The 23043-nt window shown below is 72.5% G+C and carries 4 protein-coding genes and 2 pseudogenes; 2 read left to right on the plus strand and 4 right to left on the minus strand.

Annotation, left to right across the window (positions count from 1 at the left end; genetic code table 11):
- Window position 1 precedes the first annotated feature (1 nt).
- From EDD93_RS38895 to EDD93_RS38950, 4 genes and pseudogenes are all read right to left on the minus strand, one after another.
- A pseudogene (locus EDD93_RS38895) lies at window positions 2-5704 on the minus strand (SDR family NAD(P)-dependent oxidoreductase); the annotation flags it as partial.
- Window positions 5699-5800: pseudogene (locus tag EDD93_RS40915) on the minus strand (polyketide synthase docking domain-containing protein); the annotation flags it as partial. The pseudogenes EDD93_RS38895 and EDD93_RS40915, both read right to left, overlap by 6 nt.
- The gene (locus EDD93_RS39845; protein WP_185092673.1) at window positions 5797-18768 is read right to left on the minus strand and encodes an SDR family NAD(P)-dependent oxidoreductase; all 12972 of its coding nucleotides are present in this window, start codon (window positions 18766-18768) and stop codon (window positions 5797-5799) included. The pseudogene EDD93_RS40915 and the gene EDD93_RS39845, both read right to left, overlap by 4 nt.
- 100 nt (window positions 18769-18868) lie before the next feature.
- A complete protein-coding gene (locus EDD93_RS38950) occupies window positions 18869-20080 on the minus strand; it encodes a cytochrome P450 (protein WP_123531786.1) in 1212 nt (403 codons plus the stop codon).
- Window positions 20081-20440: 360 nt separating this feature from the next.
- On the opposite strand from EDD93_RS38950, the gene EDD93_RS38955 reads away from it, so the two are divergent.
- Together EDD93_RS38955 and EDD93_RS38960 are read left to right on the plus strand one after the other, a co-directional pair.
- Window positions 20441-21670: a macrolide family glycosyltransferase gene (locus EDD93_RS38955; RefSeq protein ID WP_123531788.1), complete on the plus strand. Its 1230-nt coding sequence runs from the start codon at window positions 20441-20443 to the stop codon at window positions 21668-21670.
- Window positions 21671-21733: 63 nt separating this feature from the next.
- A complete protein-coding gene (locus tag EDD93_RS38960) occupies window positions 21734-22990 on the plus strand; it encodes a cytochrome P450 (RefSeq protein WP_123531790.1) in 1257 nt (418 codons plus the stop codon).
- The last annotated feature ends 53 nt before the right edge of the window (window positions 22991-23043 follow it).

The following is a 23043-nucleotide window of genomic DNA, read 5'->3' on the forward strand; positions in this document are numbered from 1 at the left end:
TTCAGGCAGTGCGGAAGTCATTGTCGAGCAGCTGGAAAAGCTCGTCGTCGGAGGCGGAATGGAGTAGTTCGGTGACGTCGCCGGTGTCCGGGGCGTCCGGATCCGGGGTGTGCCCGGCCGGGTCCGCGGCGGTGGTGCCGAGGTCGGCGAGCAGTGCCGCGAGGCGGTCGGCCATGGTCTGCCGGGCCTCTTCTCCGAGGTCCGGCAGACTGCCGGCGCGGCTCGCGGCCTCGGTGAGCTGGTCGAGCAGGGCGAGTACGGAGGCCTCGGCGCCCGGCAGTTCCCCATCGAGGTGTTCGGCGAGGGCCAGGGGCGTCGGATGGTCGAAGACCAGGGTCGCGGTCAGCCGCAGTCCGGTGGCCTCCGTGAGCCGGTTGCGCAGTTCCACGGCGGTGAGTGAGTCGAAGCCGGCTTCGTTGAAGCTGCGGTTCGGGGCGATTTCGGCCGGGCCGGCGTGACCGAGCACGGCTGCCACCTCGGTGCGTACGAGATCGAGGAGGAACGCGGCGCGTTCGGCGCGGGGCAGTGCCGCGACCCGGTCGGCGAACCCGGCGGTCTCCGCGTCGGTGGTCCCGGCGGTCGGCCGTGCGGTGTGCGCGGCCGGGCGGCGGCGGGCGGCGGGTCCGGTGAGGGTGTGCAGGACCTCGGGCAGTGCGCCTCCCGCGTCGCGGGCTGCGGCGGGGTCGATGCGCAGGGGTAGCAGAACGGGTTCCTCGCGGGTGCAGGCCGCGTCGAAGAGGGCGAGGGCCTCGGGGTGCGAGAGGGGGACGAGCCCGCTGCGGCGGAGCCGGGCGGCGTCGGCCGCGGAGAGTTCGCCGGCCATGCCCTCGCCGGCCCAGGGGCCCCAGGCGAGGGAGAGGGCGGGCAGGCCCTGGGCGCGCCGCCAGGAGGCGAAGGCGTCCAGGTAGGCGTTGGCGGCGGCGTAGGTGGCCTGTCCGGCGCTGCCGAGGAACCCGGCCGCGGAGGAGAAGAGCACGAACGCGTCGAGGTCGTGGTCGCGGGTGAGTTCGTGCAGGACCTGTACGGCGTCGGCCTTGGGCCGCAGTACGGCGGCGAGGCGGTCGGCACTCTGGGCGGTGACCAGTCCGTCGTCGAGTACGCCCGCGGTGTGGACCACGCCGGTCAGGGGGTGGGCGGCGGGCAGTTCGGCGAGGAGCGCACCGAGGGCCTCGCGGTCGGCGGCGTCGCAGGCGGCGACGCGGACCGAGGCGCCGGCCCCGGTGAGTTCGGCGGTGAGCCGGGCCGCCTCGGGGGCGTCCGGGCCGCGCCTGCTGGTCAGCAGCAGCCGGCGTACGCCGTGCCGGTGGACCAGGTGGCGGGCGACGACGGAGCCGAGGCCGCCGGTGCCGCCGGTGACCAGCACGGTGCCCTCGGCGTTCCAGACGGTGCCGGTGGCGGGTTCGGTGCCGGGTGCGGCACGGACAGCGGCCGGGGCGTGCGGGGTGCCGTCGCGCAGGGCGAGCTGCCCGGGTGCGTCGCCCCGGGCGATGGCGGCGGGCAGGGCGGCGTACGAGGCCGGGGCGGTGTCGAGGTCGACGAGGGCGAAGCGGCCGGGGTGCTCGGTCCGCGCGGAGCGCAGGAGGCCCCAGGCCGCGGCGGCTGCGGGGTGGGTAACGGGACCGGCGCAGTCGACGGCGCCGTGGGTGAGCAGGGTCAGGCGGGCTCCGGCGAGGTGTGGGGCCAGGAGCCAGGACCGGGCGAGTGCGAGGGCGCGGGTCCCTGCCTCGTGCGGGTCCCGCGGTCCGCGCAGGTCGGCGAGCACCTGGACGGGTGTGCCGTCGCCGGTGCGTACGCCGTCCAGGTCCTGCAGGCCGGTGCAGTGCCGTACGCGTGCGCCGGCGGCGGTCAGGGCCTCGGCCACGGCCGGGTCGTGGTCGCCCACGAGGTACCAGTCGGCGTCCTGGACGGTGACCGCCCCGGCGGCGGGCGCGGTCCGCAGGGGGTTCCATGCGGGGCGCAGCAGCAGTTCGGCAGAGACGCGGTCGGCGGCCACGCGGTCGGCGGAGATCCGGCGCATGGCGAGGGAGCGGGCGGCGAAGACGGCCCGGCCCCCGGGGTCGGCGGCGGTGACCGCGACGGAGTCGGGGCCGGCCGGGGAGATCCGGATCCGCAGGGCGTCGGCGCCCGCTGCGTGGAGCGTGGCGCCGGTCCAGGCGAAGGGGACGAGCCCGTGGGCGTCCTCGCGGGTGGCGGTCACGGCGTGCAGGGCGGCGTCGAGGAGGGCGGGGTGGATCCCGTATCCGGGCGCCTCGGCCGCCTCGGGCTCGGGCAGGGCGGCGTACGCGTAGACGTCCTCGCCGAGCCGCCAGGCTGCGCGCAGGCCCCGGAAGGCGGGGCCGTAGCCGATGCCGGCCGCTGCGAACCGCTCGTACTCCCCGTCGAGCGCGACGGGTTCGGCGCCCTCGGGCGGCCAGGTGCCGGTCAGGCCCGTGAGGTCGGGGCCGTCGGCGGACGGGCCGGCGGGCTCGGTGCGGCCGGTGGCGTGCAGGGTCCAGCCGTCGTCGTCGGGGCCGTCGGCCCGCGCACCGGCCGGAGCGGAGTGGACGGCGACCGGCCGGGTGCCGTCGTCGGCGGCCGGGCCGTGCCACAGGCGCAGCCGTACGGGCGTGTCCTCGGGCAGGACGAGCGGGTGCTCGAAGGCGAGTTCCGCGACGCCGTCCTCGCCGGCTGCGGTCAGGGCGAGTTCGAGGAGGGCGGTGCCGGGGAGGACCGGCCGGCCCGCGAGGGTGTGCTCGGCGGTCCACGGGTGGGTGCGGGTGGACAGGGTCGCCGTCCACACGGTGCCCCGGGCGTCGGGGAGCGCGACGACGGCGGCCAGCAGGGGGTGGCCGGCCGGGGAGAGGCCGGCGGCGGCCAGTGGGGCCTGCGGGGCGGGGGCGTCGAGCCAGTAGCGGCTGCGCTGGAAGGCGTACGTGGGCAGTTGGGCGGCCAGGGCGGTGCCGGCCCCGGGGTCCGGCGCGGGGGCGGTGGCCACGGGCAGACCGTGCACGTGGGCGGTGGCCATGGCCTGCTCGAAGGCGACGCCCTCGGGGCGGCCCCGGCGCAGCACGGAGAAGGTGAGGGTGGCCGGGCCCGTCTGCCGGGGTTCCGGCTCGTCGGTATCGAGGGCGGCGCGGCTCATCGCGGTGAGCACGGCCTCGGGACCGAGTTCGACGAAGGTGTCGATGCCTTCGGCGCGCAGGGCGCGCAGACCGTCGAGGAAACGCACCGGGCGGCGCGCGTGGCGGACCCAGTGGTCCGCGCCAAGCACGTCGCCTTCCGCTTCCGCGATCTCTCCGGTCAGGTTCGACATGACAGAAATCTTGGGCAGTCTGTATTCGAGACCGCGAGCGATCGTTTCGAACTGTGTCAACATGCCGTCCATGTGCGGCGAGTGGAAGGCGTGACTGACCTTCAGGAGCTTGGCGGCGCGACCGAGGCTCTTCCAGTGCTCGACCAGTTCACCGACGGCGTCCCCGTCCCCGGCGACGACGACGGCGTTGGGTCCGTTGACGGCGGCGAGGTCGAGTTCGGCCTCGCGGCCCACGAGCTGGGGCTCGATCTCCTGAGCGCTCGCGGCGATGGCGCCCATGGCGCCGCCCCCGGGCAGCTCGCCCATGAGGCGGCCCCGGGCGGCGACCAGGCGGGCCGCGTCGGCGAGGGTGAGCACGCCGGCGACGTGGGCGGCGGTGATCTCGCCGACGGAGTGTCCGGTCACGGCCTCCGGGTGCAGGCCCCGGGAGGTGACGAGGGCGTAGAGGGCGGCCTCAAGGGCGAACAGCGCGGGCTGGGTGTACTCGGTGCGGTCGAGCAGCGCGGCGTCGGCGGAGCCGGGCCGGGCGAACATCACCTCGCGCAGCGGGCGCCCCAGGTGCGGGTCGAACGCGGCACAGATCTCGTCGAGGCTGTGCGCGAACACCGGCTGGGACTCGTACAGTTCGCGGCCCATGCCGGGGCGCTGGCTGCCCTGGCCGGTGAAGAGGAAGGCGGTGCGACGGCCGGCGGCCGCGCGGCCGGTGACCACGCGGGCCGGGTCGGTGCCCTCGCCGGCGGCCAGGGCCTCGACCCCGCGCAGCAGTTCACCGGCGTCCGTCCCGAGCACCACGGCGCGCTGAGGGAACGCGGTGCGGGAGTGAGCGAGTACGGAGGCCACGGCGGCCGGGTCGGCCGGGCTCCCGGCGCGGTCGGCGGCGGTGAGGTGGCCGGCGAGCCGCCGGGCCTGGGCACGCAGGGCGGTCCCGTCGCGGGCGGAGAGGGCCCAGGCGAGGCTGCCGGGGGGCGGGGAGGCCGCCGGGTCCTCCCGGTCCTCGCGGTCCTCGGGGGTGGGTGCGGGGACGGCGGGTGCGGGTTCGGCCGGCGTCCGGTCCTCCTCCAGGATGATGTGGGCGTTGGTGCCGCTGGCGCCGAATGCGGAGACGCCGGCCCGTCGGGGCTCGCCCGGCCGCTCGGGCCACGGGGTGTGCTCGGTGAGGAGGGAGACCGCGCCGGCCGACCAGTCGATCCGGGTGGACGGCGTGTCGGCGTGGAGGGTCCGGGGCAGGGCGCTGTGCCGCAGTGCCAGCACGGTCTTGATGACGCCCGCGACGCCGGCGGCGGCCTGCGTGTGCCCGATGTTGGACTTGAGGGAGCCGAGCAGGAGCGGCGAGGAGGCCGGCCGGCCCTGGCCGTACGTGGCGAGCAGCGCCTGTGCCTCGATGGGGTCGCCGAGCCTGGTGCCGGTGCCGTGTGCCTCGACGGCGTCGACCTGGTCGGCGGTGAGCCGGCCACTGGCGAGGGCGGCGCGGATGACCCGCTGCTGGGCCGGGCCGTTGGGGGCGGTGAGACCGGCTCCGGTGCCGTCCTGGTTGACGGCGGAACCCCGGATGACGGCCAGGACCGTACGGCCTTCGCGCCGGGCGTCGGAGAGCCGCTGGAGCAGCAGCATGCCGGCGCCCTCGCCGAAGCCGGTGCCGTCGGCGCCGTCGGCGAACGCCTTGCAGCGGCCGTCCTCGGCGAGCCCGCGCTGCCGGGAGAAGTCGATGAACATCGTCGGCGTGGACAGGACGGTCGCGCCGCCCGCGAGCGCGAGGTCGCACTCCCCGGCGCGCAGGGCCTGCGCGGCCAGGTGGACGGCGACGAGCGAGGAGGAGCAGGCGGTGTCGACGGTGACGGCGGGGCCGCGCAGGCCGAAGGTGTAGGAGATCCGGCCGGAGGCGACGCTGCCGGCGCTGCCGTTGACGAGGTAGCCCTCGAGCCCCTCGGGTATGCGGCCGCCGGGGACGTGCGGGACGCGGGCGCCGTAGTCGTCGTACATCACGCCCGCGTACACGCCCGTACGGCTGTCGCACACGGTGTCGCGATCGAGCCCTGCCCGCTCCAGCGCCTCCCAGGAGGTTTCGAGCAGGAGCCGCTGCTGCGGGTCCATGGCGAGGGCCTCGCGCGGCGAGATCCCGAAGAACTCCGGGTCGAAGTCCGCGCAGTCGTAGAGGAATCCGCCTTCGCGGGCGTAGCTGGTGCCGTGCGTGTCCGGGTCCGGGTCGTACAGCGCCTCCAGGTCCCAGCCCCGGTCCTCGGGCAGCGCGGAGACGACGTCGGTGCCGGACTCCAGGAGCTTCCAGAGCGCCTCGGGGGTGTCGGCCCCGCCGGGGAGGCGGCAGCTCATCGAGACGATGGCGATCGGCTCCCGGGCGGCCTCGGCGATCTCTTCGGCGGCGCGCAGCCGGGTGCGGGTGGTGACGAGCTCCGCGGTCACGCGCTTGAGGTAGTCGCGGATCCTGTCGGTGCTGCCGGCGTCGTCGGTGCCGGTACCGGTGCTGGTGCCGTTGGCGGCGCTTCCCGTCACAGCTGCTCCTCGATGAAGGCGAAAAGTTCGTCGTCGGCGAGTTCGAGCGCCGGCTCGGGGGTGGCGGCCGCGGGCCCGCCCAGGACGGTGACCAGGGCGGCCAGCCGACGGTGGACGACCTCGCGACGGATGTCGTCCTCGGCGAGCTTGGTCACGGCGGCCTCCAGGGCCTCCAGTCCGGCGAAGGCGGCCTCGCCGGCCTCCCGGCCACCGCCCGCGGCGGTGTCCAGCTCCTCGCCGAGGTGCGTGGCGACGGCCTGAGCGGTGGGGTGGTCGAAGACCAGGGAGGCGGCAAGGCGCAGTCCGGTCACGGCGTTGAGCCGGTTGCGGAGTTCGACCGCGGTCAGGGAGTCGAAGCCGATCTCGCGGAAGGCGCGGGCCGGTTCGACCGCCTCGGGCCCGGCGAAGCCGAGTACGACGGCCACCTCGGCCCGGACCAGTGCCAGCAGCTCCCGGCCCCGAGCGACGGCGCCGAGCGGTGCCAGCCGCCGGGTCAGCGCCTGGGCGGCGCTCTCGCCGGAGCCGGTGGCGGCTGTGCCGGCCGACGCGGCTGCCGGTGTGACGGCCGAGCCCCTCGGGGCGGTGGGAGCCGGGACCAGGCCACGCAGCAGGGCGGGAACGGCCTCGGGGCCGTGCGCAGCCCGCTCACGGCGCAGGGCCTGAGCGTCCAGACGCAGCGGTACGAGGAGTGCCTCGCCGCCCGGTTCCCCCTGGCCCGCGAGGGCCAGGTCGAAGAGGGCGAGGCCCTGGTCGTTGGTCATGGGCGCGATGCCGGAGCGCCGCATACGGCGCAGGTCGGCCTCGGAGAGGTGCCCGGTCATTCCGCTGGCCTCGCCCCACAGGCCCCAGGCCAGGGAGACGGCGGGCAGCCCGGCCGCGCGGCGGTGCTGCGCCAGGGCGTCCAGGAAGGTGTTGGCCGCGGCGTAGTTGGCCTGGCCGGGGCGGCCGAGGAGACCGGCGGCGCCGGAGAACAGTACGAAGGCGGACAGCGGCAGGCCCCGGGTCAGCTCGTGCAGGTGCAGAGCGGCGTCGGCCTTGGGCCTCAGTACGGTGTTCAGCCGCTCGGCGTCGAGGGCGGCGAGTGCCCCGTCGTCGAGCACACCGGCCGCGTGGATCACCGCGGTCAGCGGGTGCGCCGGGTCGATGCCGTCGAGCAGGGCCGCGACGGCGGGGCGGTCGGCCATGTCGCAGGCAGCGATCTCGACGCGGGCGCCGAGCGTGGTCAGCTCCCCTTCCAGTTCTGCGGCCCCGGCCGCGTCCCGGCCGCTGCGGCTGACGAGGAGCAGTCGGCGGGCGCCGTGGGCGCTGACGAGGTGGCGAACGAGCAGGCGGCCGAGGGTGCCGGTCGCCCCGGTGACCAGCACGGTCCCCTCGGGGTCGAACGCGGTGCGGGTGGTGCCGGTAGTGCTGGTGGTGCCGGTGGTGTCGACCCCGGTCCCGGCGGTCGCCGCTCGGGTGAGAGCGGGAACGAGTACTTCGCCGGCCCGCAGGGCGAACTGGGGCTCGCCGGTGGCGAGCACCGCGGCGAGCGCGTCCGCCGAGGCGGGCGTGCCGTCGGTGTCGACGAGCGCGAACCGGTCCGGGTGTTCGGTCTGGGCGGACCGTACGAGCCCCCAGAGGCCGGCAGCCGCGAGTCCGTCCGCGGTGTCGTCGGCGGTGGCCGCGAGGGCCTGCCCGGTCAGCACGGTCAGGGGGATCTCCGCGAGGGGCCCGTCCTGCTCGAGCCAGTCCTGCACCAGGGCCAGGCCCCGGGCGGTGAGGGCGCGCACGTCCTCCGGCGTGGTCTGCGGACCGGCCGGGAACTGCGCGACCACGGCGTCCGGCAGGGCGGCGCCCGCGTCGACGGCGGCGCGCAGTGCCGAAGCGTCCGCGTGCGCCCCGGCCTCGGCGAGACCTGCGGCGGCGAGACCGAAGCCGTCGGTGCCGAGTACCGCCAGGCGGGCCGGCGGCTCGACCGCGGGCCGGCCGGCGGGCCGCTGCCAGGCCACGCGGTAGAGGGGGAGCCCGCTGTCGGCGGTGGCGCCGAGCAACGCGTCCAGGCGGTCCTGCGCCAGGGGCCGCATCACGAGGGCGTCCAGGGTGAGGACGGGGGCCGCGGTGAGGTCCGTGGCGTCGAGGCGTACCGCGCCGTCCCCGGCAGGGGTGATGCGCACGCGCAGCGAGTCCGCGCCCGTCGCGTGCAGGGTGATGCCCTTCCACGCGAACGGCAGCAGCACGGAGCCGTCCGGCACGTCGAGCAGCCCGCCGGCCAGCCAGGGCTGCAGGGCCGTGTCGAGCAGCGCGGGGTGTACGCCGTAGCCGGCCGCGTCGGCCCGGACCCGAGCGGGCAGCCGGACCTCGGCGAACACCTCGCCGTCGCCGCGCCACAGGGCCTCGATGCCGGCGAAGACCTCGCCGTACTCGTAGCCGAGGTCGGAGAACTGCCCGTAGACGTCGGCGGGTTCGACTTTCTCGGCGCCGGTGGGCGGCCAGGCCGTGGCCCAGTCCGCGACGGCCGGGGGTGCGGAGGGGGCGGCGGGGGCGACGAGGCTCTCGCCGTGCCGGGTCCACGCGGCTTCTTCGGCGCCGGCGGTGGCCTCGGGGCGGGAGTGGATGGTCAGCCGTCGGCGGCCCTGCTCGTCTGCGGTCTCCACGCGCACCTGGATCTGCGCGGCGCGGTGGCCGTCGAGGACGAGCGGGGCCTCCAGGGAAAGCTCCTCCACGGTGGCGCAGCCGGTCGCGGCCGAGGCGTGCAGGGCGAGCTCGACGAAGGCCGTGCCGGGCAACAGGGTCCGGCCTCGGACGGCATGGTCGGCGATCCACGGGTGCTCGGTGAGGGAGATCCGGCCGGCGAACACCGTCTCGCCGGTCGAGGCGACCGGCAGCGCGCCGCCGAGCAGCGGGTGGGTCTCCCACACCATGCCGAAGCGGGCGGCCGCTGCGTCGCCGACGCCTGCGGGCGAGGTCGGCGCCCAGTGGCGGGTGCGCTGGAAGGGGTAGGTGGGCAGGTCGACGGTCCTGGCCCCGGTGCCGTCGAAGGGGGCGGTCCAGTCGATGTCGATGCCTCGGACGAAGAGTTCGGCGGCCGAGGTAAGGAAACGCTCCCAGCCACCTTCCTCACGCCGCAACGAACCACTGACGACGACGTCGAGCCCGGCCGCATCGGCACACTCCTGAATACCGATACCCAGCACCGGATGCGCACTGGACTCGACAAACGTCCCGAAGCCCCGATCCAGGAGCAGCCGGACCGTCTCCTCGAAACGAACCGTCTGCCGAAGATTGCGGTACCAATACGCGGCGTCCAGCACCGTCGTATCAACCAGCTCACCGGTCACCGTCGAATAGAACGGAATCTCCGAACGACGCGGCGTGATCGGGGAAAGCACGTCGAGGAGTTCGGCCTCGATCCGCTCCACATGCGCGGAGTGCGACGCATAATCCACCGGAACCTGACGAGCCCGCACCCCCTCCTCCACATACGCGGCCACAATCTCCGTAATCGCATCGGCATCACCCGACACCACCGTGCTCGAAGGACCATTCACCGCGGCCACACTCAGCCGACCCGCCCACCCAGCACCGGCAAGACGCTCCTCGACCTCCGCCAACGGCAACGGAATCGACGCCATACCCCCCAACCCGGCCAGCTCACGGCCGATCACACCCGCCCGCAACGCCACCACACGAGCCGCATCCTCAAGAGACAACGCCCCCGAAACAGCAGCCGCAGCGATCTCCCCCTGCGAATGCCCCACCACCGCATCCGGCACAACCCCAAAGGAACGCCACAACTCGGCCAACGACACCATCACAGCCCACGTCACCGGCTGCACCACACCCACACCATCCAACGAACCCCCCGCACGCACCACCTCAACCACATCAAAATCAACAAACGGCGCCAACGCATCCGCACACTCACGCAACCGAGCAGCAAACACAGGCGAAGACTCCAACAACCCCGCACCCATCCCCACCCACTGCGTCCCCTGACCCGGGAACACCAACACCCGACGCCCCACCGGACCCACAACGTCCTGGACAACCCTGGCGCCGACAGTGACCTGGCGGTGCTCGAACACCGACCGCGACGTCACCAGCGAATAGCCGACATCCAACAGACGCGGCGCACCCTCCACCCCCAGACGGGCCCGCAACCGCTCGCCCTGAACCCCGAGCGCCGCCCCCGACTTCGCCGACACCACCAACGGAACCACCGGCAACTCACGAACCACCGACTCCTCCACCGCATCCGGCACAGGAGCCTGCTCAAGAATCACGTGCGCATTGGTCCCGCTCACACCGAACGCGGAGACGCCCGCACGACGTGGACGACCGGTCTCCGGCCACGGACGCGACCCGGTCAGCAGCTCGACCGCACCCGCATCCCAGTCCACCTGCGAGGACGGCGCATCCACATGCAACGTCCTCGGCAGCACGCCCTCCCGCAACGCCATCACCATCTTGATGACCCCAGCCACACCTGCGGCGGCCTGCGGGTGGCCGATGTTCGACTTCAGGGAGCCGAGCCACAGCGGCTGCTCCGCCGGGCGCTGCCCATAGGTGGCCAGCAGTGCCTGCGCCTCGATCGGGTCACCGAGCCGGGTCCCCGTCCCGTGCGCCTCGACCGCGTCCACATCCGCAGTCCCCAGACCGGCGTTGGCGAGGGCCTGGCGGATGACCCGCTCCTGGGAGGGACCGTTGGGGGCGGTGAGGCCGTTGCTGGCACCGTCCTGGTTGACGGCGTCACCGCGGATTACGGCGAGCACCGGGTGGCCCTTGCGGACGGCTTCCGACAGCCGCTCGACGGCGACCACGCCGGCGCCCTCGGCCCAGCTGGTGCCGTCGGCGGCGTCGGCGAAGGCCTTGCTGCGGCCGTCGACGGCCAGCCCGCGCTGCCGGGAGAACTCAACGAACAGGCCGGGGGCGGCCATGACCGTCACACCGCCGGCGAGGGCGAGGTCGCACTCCCCCGCGCGAACCGCCTGCGCGGCCATGTGCAGGGTGACGAGGGAGGAGGAGCAGGCGGTGTCGACGGAGACGGACGGGCCTTCGAGGCCGAGCACGTACGAGATGCGCCCGGACACCACGCTCGCGGACTTGCCGGTGAGCAGGTAGCCCTCGTGTTCCTCGGACGCCTCGTGCAGCCGGGAGGCGTACTCCTGGTGGGTGAGGCCCACATAGACGCCGGTACGGGTGCCGCGCAGGGACAGCGGGTCGATGCCGGCCCGCTCCAGGGCCTCCCAGGAGGTTTCGAGCAGGAGCCGCTGCTGCGGGTCCATCACCAGGGCCTCGCGCGGCGAGATCCCGAAGAACTCGGCGTCGAACTCGGCTGCCTCGTGGAGGAACCCGCCCTCGCGGACATACGTGGTGCCTCGGCGGCCCGACTCCGGGTCGGGCTCGTAGACCTCGTCGAGGTTCCAGCCGCGGTCGGTGGGCGCGGCGCCGATGACGTCGCGTTCGGCCATGACCAGGTCCCACAGGGCCTCGGGGCTGTCGGCCTCGCCGGGGAAGCGGCAGGCCATGCTCACGATCACGATCGGGTCCTCCGCGTCCCCGGCTGCTCGGACTGCGGGGACGGGGGCGGGGGCCGTCTCGGGGGTGTCTCCGAGGAGCTTGCCGAGCAGGTACGTGGCGAGCACGGCCGGATTGGGGCGGTCGAACACGACGGTGGCGGGCAGCCGCAGACCGGTGGCACCGGCGATGCGGTTGCGCAGCTCCAGCGCGGTGAGGGAGTCGAAGCCGGTGTCCTTGAACGCCCGGTCGGCGCGGACGGCGTCGGTGCTCGGGTGCCGCAGCACCGCTGCGGCCTCACCGCGCACGAGCTCGACCAGCGTGCGGATCCGTTCGGCCTCGGGGAGTGCGGCGAGCCGCTGGGCCAGTCCGTCGGCGGGGCCCACGGAAGCTCCGACGGGGTCCTGCTGCCGCGCCTCCTCCAGCGCGTGCCGGGCTTCCGGCACGGTGTCGAAGACGGGCCCGGGGCGCAACGCTGCGGTGCGCGGGGCGAAGTCGGCCCAGTCGACGTCCAGGACGGTGACGCAGGTGTCGCCCAGGTCGAGCGCGCGGTGGAGGGCCTTGATGCCTTCGTCGGGGTCCATGGCCCTGATGCCGCGGCGGCTCAGGCTCTCCTCGCCGGCGCCCTCGGCCATGCCGCCGCCGCCCCACAGGCCCCAGGCGATGGAGGTGGCGGGCAGGCCCTCGGCGCGGCGCTGCTCGGCGAGTACGTCGAGGGAGGCGTTGGCTGCGGCGTAGGCGGCCTGGCCACCGTTGCCCCAGGTGCCGGTGACGGAGGAGAAGAGGACGAAGGCGTCCAGTTCCAGGCCTCGGTCGCGGGTGAGTTCGTGCAGGTGATGCGCCGCGTCGGCCTTCGGGGCCCGGACCCTGCGGAAGGCCTCGGCGGTGACGGAACCGATCACCCCGTCGTCGAGCACGCCGGCGGTGTGGAAGACGGCGGTGGGCGGGTGGGCGTCGAGGAGGGCGGCCAGCGCCTCGCGGTCGGACACGTCACAGGCGGCGAGGGTGACTTCGACACCCAGGGCACGCAGTTCCTCGGCCAGCCCGGCAGCCCCGGGAGCATCCGGACCACGGCGCCCGGTCAGCACCAGATGCCCGGCCCCGGCCCCCGCGAGCCAACGCGCGACATGAGCACCGAGAGCACCGGTACCCCCCGTCACCAGGACAGTGCCCCGGGCCGTCCAGCGGGAGTCCTCGGCCGTCCCGGCGGTGGTCTGACCCGCACGGGTCACCCGGCGGCCGTAGCTGCCGGAGGCACGGACGGCGACCTGGTCCTCGGCGCCGGGTCGACCGCCCTGGGCCAGCGCGGCGGCCATCCGGTCGAAGGCACGGTCGTCGGGGTGCGCGGGCAGGTCGACGACGCCTCCCCAGAGGGTGGGCAGTTCGAGCGCGGCGACCCTGGCGAAGGCCCACACCTGCGCCCCGGAGTCCTCGGGCAGCTCGCCCGGGGTAACGGCCACGGCCTGCCGGGTCACCGCCCACACCCCGGCCGGGGCGAGGTCGGTGTCGGCAGCGGCCTGCAGGAGCGCGAGGGAGGCGAGAACCGCTTCCGTGCCCCCTGCCAGGGGAAGGAGGGACAGCACTCCGTCGAAGGTCTCGCCCGAGGTCCGGTACGAGTCCAGCAGGCCGGCCAGGGTCTCGCGGGTGGCGGTGTGCGCGTCGAGCGTCAGGCGTTCGGTACGGGCACCGTGCCGGACGAGGGCGGCCTCGGCCGCGTCGGCGAGGGCAGCGGTGTCTTCGGGGAGGACGAGGAGCCAGCGCCCGGAGAGGCGGGCGTCGGGGTCCTTGGCGCTCAGGCCCTTCCAGGTGGTGCGGTAGCGCCAGGAGTCCGTACCGGTCGGGTCGGCGGCGGGCGCGGACGGAACTGAAGGCTCCAGCCAGTAGTGCTCGTGCTGGAAGGGGTAGGTGGGCAGGTCGACGGTCCTGGCCCCGGTGCCGTCGAAGGGGGCGGTCCAGTCGATGTCGATGCCTCGGACGAAGAGTTCGGCGGCCGAGGTCAGGAAACGCTCCCAGCCACCCTCATCACGCCGCAACGAACCACCGGCCAGCACATCCTTGCCCTCGGCGGTCTCCTGAATACCCATGATCAGCACAGGATGCGCACTGGACTCGATGAACGTCCCGAAGCCCCGATCCAGGAGCAGCCGGACCGTCTCCTCGAAGCGAACGGTCTGCCGGAGATTGCGGTACCAGTACGCGGCGTCCAGCACTGTCGTATCAACCAGCTCACCGGTCACCGTCGAATAGAACGGGATCTGCGAACGGCGCGGCGTGATCGGGGCGAGGACGTCGAGGAGTTCGGTCTCGATCCGCTCCACATGCGCGGAGTGCGACGCGTAGTCCACCGGAACCTGCCGAGCCCGCACCCCCTCACCCTTATACGCGGCCACGATCTCCGTGATCGCATCCGCGTCACCGGACACCACCGTGCTGGAAGGGCCGTTGACGGCGGCCACACTCAGCCGACCCGCCCACCCAGCACCAGTAAGACGTTCCTCGACCTCCGCCAACGGCAGCGGAATCGACGCCATGCCGCCGAGGCCGGCCAGCTCACGGCCGATCACACCCGCCCGCAACGCCACCACACGAGCCGCATCCTCAAGAGACAACGCCCCCGCCACCGCAGCCGCCGCGATCTCCCCCTGCGAATGCCCCACCACCGCATCCGGAACAACCCCAAAAGAACGCCACAACTCGGCCAACGACACCATCACAGCCCACGTCACCGGCTGCACCACACCCACACCATCCAACGAACCCCCCGCACGCACCACCTCAACCACATCAAAATCAACAAACGGCGCCAACGCATCCGCACACTCACGCAACCGAGCAGCGAACACCGGCGAGGACTCCAACAGCCCCGCACCCATCCCCACCCACTGCGTCCCCTGACCCGGGAACACCAACACCCGACGACCCGTCTCGCCGGCCACACCCTCGACCTTCAGATCACCGAAGGAGACCGAGCGGTGCTCCAGATGCGAACGCCCGGCAGCAAGACTCACACCCACATCCAGCGGACGCAGCGCGGGATCCATCTCCATCCGGGCACGCAACCGGGAAGACTGCGCTTCCAGAGCGGCTGCCGACTTCGCCGACACCACCAACGGAACCACCGGCAACTCACAAACCACAGACTCCCCCGCCGCATCCGGCACAGGAGCCAGTTCCACCGCTTCCGGCTCGGGACCCTGTTCCAGGATCACGTGCGCGTTGGTCCCGCTCACACCGAACGCGGACACGCCCGCACGACGCGAACGACCGGTCTCCGGCCACGGACGCGACCCGGTCAACAACTCGACCGCACCCGCATCCCAGTCCACCTGCGGGGACGGCGCATCCACATGCAACGTCCCCGGCAGCACGCCCTCCCGCAACGCCATCACCATCTTGATGACCCCGCCGACACCCGCGGCAGCTTGCGCATGACCGATGTTCGACTTCAGCGAACCGAGCCACAGCGGCTGCTCCGCCGGACGCTGCCCATAAGTGGCCAGCAGTGCCTGCGCCTCGATCGGGTCACCCAACCGGGTCCCCGTCCCGTGCGCCTCGACCACGTCCACATCCGCAACCCCCAGCCCCGCACTGGCCAGAGCCGCCCTGATCACCCGCTGCTGCGAAGGCCCATTCGGCGCCGTCAGACCATTGCTCGCACCGTCCTGATTCACCGCCGAACCCCGCACCACCGCCAGCACCCGACGCCCCGCAGCCACCGCATCCGACAACCGCTCCACCAACAGCACACCCACACCCTCGGCCCACCCCGTGCCGTCGGCGGCGTCCGCGAACGCCTTGCACCGACCGTCCGAAGCCAGCCCCCGCTGCTGCGAGAACTCCACGAACATGCCAGGGCTCGCCATCACCGAGGCTCCGCCGGCGAGGGCGAAGTCGCACTCACCCGAACGCAGTGACTGGGCGGCGAGGTGAAGGGCCACCAGCGAGGAGGAACAAGCCGTATCGACCGTGACCGCCGGGCCTTCGAGACCCAGCGCATAGGAGATGCGACCGGACATGACGCTGGCCGTGTTGCCGGTGAGCAAGTAGCCCTCGTAGCCCTGGGCGTTCTCGAAGAGGCGCGGACCGTACTCCTGGGTCATGGCGCCGACGAAGACGCCGGTGCGGGAGCCCTTCAGCGAGTCCGCCGGAACACCCGCCCGCTCCAACGCCTCCCACGACGTCTCCAGCAACAACCGCTGCTGCGGATCCATCGCCACCGCCTCACGCGGCGAAATACCGAAGAACCCCGCGTCGAACCCACCCGCACCATGAAGGAAACCCCCCTCACGCACATACGAACGCCCCGCAACACCCGGCTCCGGGTCGAACAGCGACTCCACATCCCAACCACGGTCACCCGGGAACGGCGACACCGCATCCACCCCCGACGACACCAACTCCCACAACCCCTCCGGCGAACCCACCCCACCCGGGAAACGGCACGCCATCCCCACGATCGCGATGGCGTCCTCGTCCTGGCCGGAAGCCGGCTGCTCACGGCGGGCCGGGACCCCGGCCGGGGCCTCGGGCGGAGCCTCGGTGGTGGTCTCGGCGGCGTCGTCGCGGATCAGTCGGGCGACGGCCAAGGGGGTCGGGTAGTCGTAGATCAGGGTGGCGGGCAGACGTAGGCCGGTCGCGGCCCGCAGCCGGTTGCGCAGCTCGATGCCGTTGACGGACTCGAAGCCCTGCTGCTTGAAGGTCTTCTCGGCCGCGATCGAATCGCCCGTGGCCCGGCCTCGTACGGCGGCGGCGTGGACGCGCACCAGCTCCAGGACGTGGGCGAGCTGTTCGGCCTCGGAACGGCCGCGCAGCTCCCGACTCAGCAGGGTCTCTTCGGCATCGGCCACGGAAGCCTGGCCCTGCTCGGCGGAGCCGTCCTCGGTGAGCCAGTGGCGGGTGCGCTGGAAGGCGTAGGTGGGCAGGTCGACGATCCTGGCCCCCGTGCCGTCGAAGAGAGCACTCCAGTCGATGTCGATGCCTCGGACGAAGAGTTCGGCGGCCGAGGTCAGGAAACGCTCCCAGCCACCCTCATCACGCCGCAACGAACCACTGACGACGACGTCAAGCCCGGCCGCATCAGCACTCTCCTGGATACCGATACCCAGCACCGGATGCGCACTGGACTCGATAAACGTCCCGAAGCCCCGATCCAGGAGCAGCCGGACCGTCTCCTCGAAACGAACCGTCTGCCGAAGATTGCGGTACCAATACGACGCATCCAGAGCTGTCGTATCAACCAGCTCACCCGTCACCGTCGAATAGAACGGGATCTCCGAACGACGCGGCGTAATCGGAGCGAGGACATCAAGGAGTTCGGCCTCGATCCGCTCCACGTGCACCGAATGCGACGCATAATCCACCGGCACCTGACGGGCCCGAACGCCCTCGGCCCCGCACGCGGCCACGAACTCCGCTATCGCATCGGCATCACCGGACACCACCGTGCTCGACGGACCATTCACCGCCGCCACACTCAACCGACCGACCCACTCCACCCCGGCAAGACGCCCCTCGACCTCCGCCAACGGCAACGCGACCGACGCCATACCCCCCAACCCGGCCAGCTCACGGCCGATCACACCCGCCCGCAACGCCACCACACGAGCCGCATCCTCAAGAGACAACGCCCCCGAAACAGCAGCCGCCGCGATCTCCCCCTGCGAATGCCCCACCACCGCATCCGGAACAACCCCAAAAGAACGCCACAACTCGGCCAACGACACCATCACAGCCCACGTCACCGGCTGCACCACACCCACACCATCCAACGAACCCCCCGCACGCACCACCTCAACCACATCAAAATCAACAAACGGCGCCAACGCATCCGCACACTCACGCAACCGAGCAGCGAACACCGGCGAAGACTCCAACAACCCCGCACCCATCCCCACCCACTGCGTCCCCTGACCCGGGAACACCAACACCCGACGCCCCGTCTCGCCGGCGACTCCGTGGACGGCGGAGCGCTCCAGACGGGTGAGGAGTTCCTCGCGGTCGCCGGCCAGGACCACGGCGCGGTGGCCGAAGACGGTGCGGGCGGTGGCCTGGGTCCAGGCCAGGTCCAGGAGGCTGTGCTCCGGGCCGTGTTCGATGCGGGCGCTGAGCTGGGCGGCCTGGTCGCGCAGGCCTTCCGCGGTGCGGCCCGTGACGATGACGGGGAGGACGGGCAGGGTCCTGGTGGCGGGCTCGGCCGGGCGCGGGGCCGGGGCCTGTTCCAGCACCAGGTGTGCGTTGGTGCCGCCCATGCCGAAGGAGGACACGCCGGCCCGGCGCGGGCGGGCGCCGTCCGCCTCGTCCGTCGGCCAGGGCAGCAGGTCGGTCTGGACGCTGAGGTTCAGCTCGTCGAGCGGGATGTCGGGGTTCGGGGTCGCGTAGTTGAGGCTGGGCGGGAGTTCGCCCTCCCGGACGGCGAGCGCGGCCTTGAGGAAGCCGACGATGCCGGCGGCGCCTTCGAGGTGGCCGACGTTGGTCTTGGCGGAGCCGACGGCGAGCGGGGCGCCGGGGGTGCGGGCGCTACCGAGGACTGCGCCGAGGGCCGCGGCCTCGACGGGGTCGCCAGCGCGGGTGCCGGTGCCGTGGAGTTCGACGTAGCGGACGTCCTCGGGGCGGACACCGGCGCGCTCGTACGCCTCGCGGAGGACGGCCTCCTGGGCGTCCTGGTGCGGGGTGGTCAGGCTGGGGCCGCCGCCGTCGTTGTTGATGGCGCCGCCCTTGACGACGCAGTGGACGCGGTCGCCGTCGGCGAGTGCCTGGCGCAGCGGCTTGAGGACGACGCAGACGCCGCCCTCTCCGCGTACGTAACCGTTGGCGCGGGCGTCGAAGGTGTGGCAACGGCCGTCCGGGGAGAGGGCGCCCATCAGCTCCATGGTGGCGGTGCTGTGGCCGGACAGGATGAGGTTGACGCCGGCGACGACGGCGAGGTCGCTCTCGCCGCGGAGCAGTCCCTCGCAGGCGAGGTGGACGGCGACGAGCGAGGAGGACTGGGCGGTGTCGACGGCCATGCTGGGGCCGCGCAGTCCGAGGTGGTACGAGAGCCGGTTGGCGGTCATGGCCCGGTGAAGGCCGGCCGCGCTGTAGCCGCCGGCGGTGTGGTCGTGGGTGCGGGCGAGGGCCGCGTAGTCGTCGGAGGCTACGCCGACGTACACGGCGGTGCGGGTGCCGGAGAGCCGGCCGGGGACGATTCCGGCGTGCTCCAGGGCCTCCCAGCCGAGTTCGAGTACGAGGCGCTGCTGCGGGTCGGTGGCGGCGGCCTGTGCCGGGCTCATCCCGAAGAATTCCGCTTCGAATTCCCCATGGTTCTCCAGGGCGGCCCGCCAGGTGCCGTCCTCCTGCCGGGTGATGCCGTGATTTCCGGTCCGCAGGAGCTGCCAGAATGCGTCGGGCGTATCGGCTCCGGGAAGTCGGCACGCCATCCCCACGACGGCTATGTCGTTGTCACCCACGAGCTGTTCACCGGTCTTGGGGGTCATTAATTCTCCATAGCCAGAGATGAGGTGCGGAAAATCCACGAGCAGTTCGAGAGACCCGGAAGGGCCGGTACTGCCGGGGGAGCCGGGCGCCGGGGCGCCGTCACCACGTGACGGGGAGCTCCACGAGTCCGCGGACGAGCATGTCCGGGTGCCAGGCGAGTTCGTCGGCGGGGACGGCGAGGCGCAGTCCGGGCAGGCGGCCGGTGAGGACTTCCAGGGCGCACTGGAGTTCGGCGCGGGCCAGCGGGGCGCCGAGGCAGAAGTGCGGGCCCTGGCCGAAGGCGAGGTGCTGGTTGGGCTCACGGTCCAGGACGACGCCTGCGGCGTCCTCGAACACGGTCCCGTCGTGGTTGGCGGAGGCGAGGGAGTAGACGACGGCCTCGCCGGCGCGGATGGTCACGCCGCCGATCTCAACGTCCTCGGTGGCGACGCGGGTGGGGCCGACGCTGTTCCACAGCGGGACGACGCGCAGGAGCTCCTCCACGGCGGCCGGCACGAGTTCGGGGTTGGCGCACAGCCGCTCGTAGCGGCTGCGGTCCTGCAGGAGGACCAGGACGTGGCCGGCGATCTGGGTGGCGGTGGTCTCGTGGCCGCCGATGAGCATGCCGCCGGTGAGCATGAGCAGTTCGTTCTCGGTGAGGTGTTCGCCCTCGTCGTGGGCCACGACCAGGGCGCTGAGGAGGTCGTCCTCCGGCTGCGCGCGCCGCTTGACCACGTATCCGCGCAGGTAGTCGGCGTACTCCTCGGCCGCCTGGGCGACCTGCTCGTCGGTGTAGCGGCTGGCGGACATCAGGGCCTCGGTGAAGGCCCGGAAGATGTGCTGGTCCTCGTGGGGGATGCCGAGCATTTCGCAGATGACCGAGGTGGGCAGGGGCAGTGCGAGCTTCTCGACGAGGTCGGCGGGCCCGCCGTCGGCGACCAGGTCGTCGACGAGGGCGTGGGTGATCTCGGCGATGCGGGGGCGTATCGCGGCCACGCGGCGGGCGGTGAAGGCGCGGGAGACGAGCCGGCGCAGCCGGGCGTGGTCCTTGGGCGGCATGCCCATGAGGCCGACGGAGTCGAGGCCGCGGGGGGCGGCGCGGGGCACGTCCTTGTCGGCGCCCGCGTGCATGCTGAGCCGGGGGTCGGCCGAGGCCTTCTTGATGTCCGCGTGCCGTGTCAGGAGCCACGCCTCGCCGCCGTAGGGCATGCGGACCCGTGCCACGGGCTCGCCGGACCGGAGTTCGGCGTACGCGGGGTCGAGCACGAGGTCTACTCGGTCGCCGAACGGATACGTCCGGACGGATCCGGCGACGGCATGAGGGCAGGTCATGACTGAATCTCCTCTGTACGCGGACCCTGACACCGAACAGCAGCACCGCACCGTTGCCATCGGCGCGTTTTTGATTGTGTCAAGTCACCGCGAATTGGCCAGGAAATTCGAGTCGAATTTGAGCGGTGTGCAAGTGGCGCGCGACAGTGATTTGAGCCGGGCGCGACACGGCCGGCTCAGAATGGAGAAACGCAGACGACTGTGTCAGGTCTCCCCTTGCGCCGCACAAGCGGGGAGCCGTAATTTTCCGTTGCACCGAAGACCTGCACCGAAGAACTGCACCAAGGATTTCTGCCGAAAAGCTTCATCGAAGAGCTGCATCGAAAAGCCGTATCCGTATTGCCTCGAAAGGCTGCCCCGATGGCACATATCGCCTTCTTCATTCTCCCTGCGGCCGGTCACGTCAACCCGACGCTGTCCGTGGCCAGGGAACTCGTCGCGCGCGGCCACCGGGTCACCTACGCCCTGTCCGAGAGCTACGGCGAGCGGGTGCTCGCGACGGGGGCGGAGTTCGTCCCCTACCCGATGGACCAGGACCGGTTCCTGGCCACGATGGTGCCGCAGCAGGACTCCGCCGAGTACACGGACCAGCAGGAGTTCGTGAACATGATGAAGTGGATGCTGGAGCTGACCCGGCAGACGCTTCCCCGGTTCGAGGAGCACTTCGAGACCGAGGGCCGGCCGGACGTGTTCGTGTGCGACCCGTCCTCCTTCTGGAGCGGGGCCGTCCTGGCGGCGAAGTGGGGCGTGCCGGTCATCCGCAGCACGCCGACGTACGTGGCCAACGAGCACTGGTCCCTGCACCCGCCGGTCGACACGGCGGAGGAGCAGCAGCAGGACCCGGAGACCGGGGAGCTGTTCGAGACCGTCGCCGGGCTGCTGGCGGAGCACGGCGTCGACAAGAGCATCGGGGAGTTCGCGCAGGACGTGCACTCGGGTCCCGCCCTGGTCTACCTGCCGCGTGCCTTCCAGTACGCGGGCGAGACCTTCGGTGAGGAGGTCGCCTTCGTCGGCCCGTGCACGAGCGACAACAGCTTCCACGGCGACTGGGAGGCGCCCGCCACGGGCCGCCCGCTCGCGCTGGTCAGCCTGGGCACCCTGTACAACAAGCAGCCGGAGTTCTTCCGCGCCTGCGTCGACGCCTTCGCGGGCCTGGACTGGGACGTGGTGATCGCGCACGCCGGCGGGGTCGCGGAGGGCGGTCTCGGCGAGCTGCCGCCGAACGTGCGGGTGCACTCCTTCGTGCCGCAGGGCGCCGTGCTCAAGCACGCGTCCCTGATGATCAATCACGGCGGTACGAGCACCGTGCTCCAGGCCGTCTCCGAGAGCGTCCCGGTCATCTCGGTGCCGCAGATGGCGGAGCTGCACGCGACGGCGACGCGGGTGGAGCAACTGGGCGTGGGCGCCAAGATCCTGCGCAAGGACATCTCCCCGGAGAAGATCCGCGAGACCGTGCTCGCCCTGGCCGCCGACGAGTCCGTTGCCGCGAAGGTGGCGTGGCTGCGGCAGGAGATCCAGTCCGCGGGCGGCCCGGCCGCGGCCGCCGACGCGGTCGAGCGACTCCTGGTGCCCGCGCCCGCCGCCGGCTGAACCGCCCCGTACCGCCCCTCCCTCTTTCCAGACTTCTTGCCGATACCAGCTGAGGAAGCCGATATGACGACACAGATCGCCGAGGACACAGACGTCGTGGCCCTGGACATCCCGGAGACCGAGGCGCCGCACCCGCTGGCGCAGCCGGCCGACGCCGACGCCCAGGGGCTGCTGGACTGGTTCGCGCGGTGCCGCGCCGAGGCCCCCGTGTTCTGGGACTCGACGCGTTTCGCGTGGCAGGTGTTCTCGTACGAGGACTACAACACCGTCTCCACCAACCCGCAGATCTTCTCCTCGGACTTCTCGCCGGTCTTCCCGGTACCGGAGGAGCTGGCTCTGCTGATGGGGCCGGGCACCTTCGGCGGCATCGACCCGCCGAAGCACGGCCCGCTGCGCAAGCTGGTCAGCCAGGCGTTCACCCCGCGCCGGATGGCCGCGCTGGAGCCCCGCATCGCGGAGATCACCCGCAAGCTCCTCGCCGACTTCGGCGACCGCACCGAGATCGACGTGGTGACGGACCTGGCGTACCCGCTGCCGGTGACGGTGATCGCCGAGCTGCTGGGCGTGCCGGCCTCGGACCAGGATCTGTTCCGCGAGTGGGTCGACGTCATCCTCAACAACGAGGGCATGGAGTACCCCAACCTCCCGGCGGACTTCGCTGAGACCATGGGCCCCGCCATCAAGGAGTGGGCCGCGTACCTGTACGCGAAGATCGCCGAGAAGCGGGCCACGCCGTCCGACGACCTGATGAGCGGGCTCATCGAGTCCGAGGTCGACGGCCGCCGCCTCACCGACGAGGAGATCGTCAACATCGTGGCGCTGCTGCTCACGGCGGGCCACATCTCCAGCGCGACCCTGCTCGGCAACCTGTTCATCGTGCTGGACCAGCACCCCGAGGCGCAGGCGGCGCTGCGGGCGGACCGCTCGCTGATCGCGGGCGCGGTGGAGGAGACGCTGCGCTACCGCAGCCCCTTCAACAACATCTTCCGGCTGCTGAAGGAGGACACCGACATCCTCGGCGTCCCGATGAAGGCCGGCCAGATGGTCACGGCGTGGAGCGCCTCGGCCAACCGCGACGGCGGGCAGTTCCCGGACCCGGACGTCTTCGACGTCCGCCGGACCGCGAACAAGCACATGGCCTTCGGCCACGGCATCCACCACTGCCTCGGCGCGTTCCTGGCCCGGATGGAGGCGAAGGTGTTCCTCGACCTGGTCTTCGACGCCTTCCCGTCGTTCAAGGTCGACCTGGACGGGGCGGAGTTCTACGAGGCGGATCAGCTGACCCCGCGTCACCTCCCCGTCTCCGTCGTCCGCGGCTGATCCAGCCGCGCCTGAGGCACCGGCCGGACAGGGCAACCAGGGAGCGCGATCGC

The sequence above is a fragment of the Streptomyces sp. 840.1 genome, assembly GCF_003751445.1.
GTDB lineage: Bacteria > Actinomycetota > Actinomycetes > Streptomycetales > Streptomycetaceae > Streptomyces.

Excerpts from the sequence above, each read along its gene's own strand:
- EDD93_RS38960 (WP_123531790.1), top strand. The coding sequence starts at position 21,734 with ATGACGACACAGATCGCCGAGGACACAGACGTCGTGGCCCTGGACATC.
- EDD93_RS38950 (WP_123531786.1), bottom strand. The coding sequence starts at position 20,080 with ATGACCTGCCCTCATGCCGTCGCCGGATCCGTCCGGACGTATCCGTTC.
- EDD93_RS39845 (WP_185092673.1), bottom strand. The coding sequence starts at position 18,768 with ATGACCCCCAAGACCGGTGAACAGCTCGTGGGTGACAACGACATAGCC.
- EDD93_RS38955 (WP_123531788.1), top strand. The coding sequence starts at position 20,441 with ATGGCACATATCGCCTTCTTCATTCTCCCTGCGGCCGGTCACGTCAAC.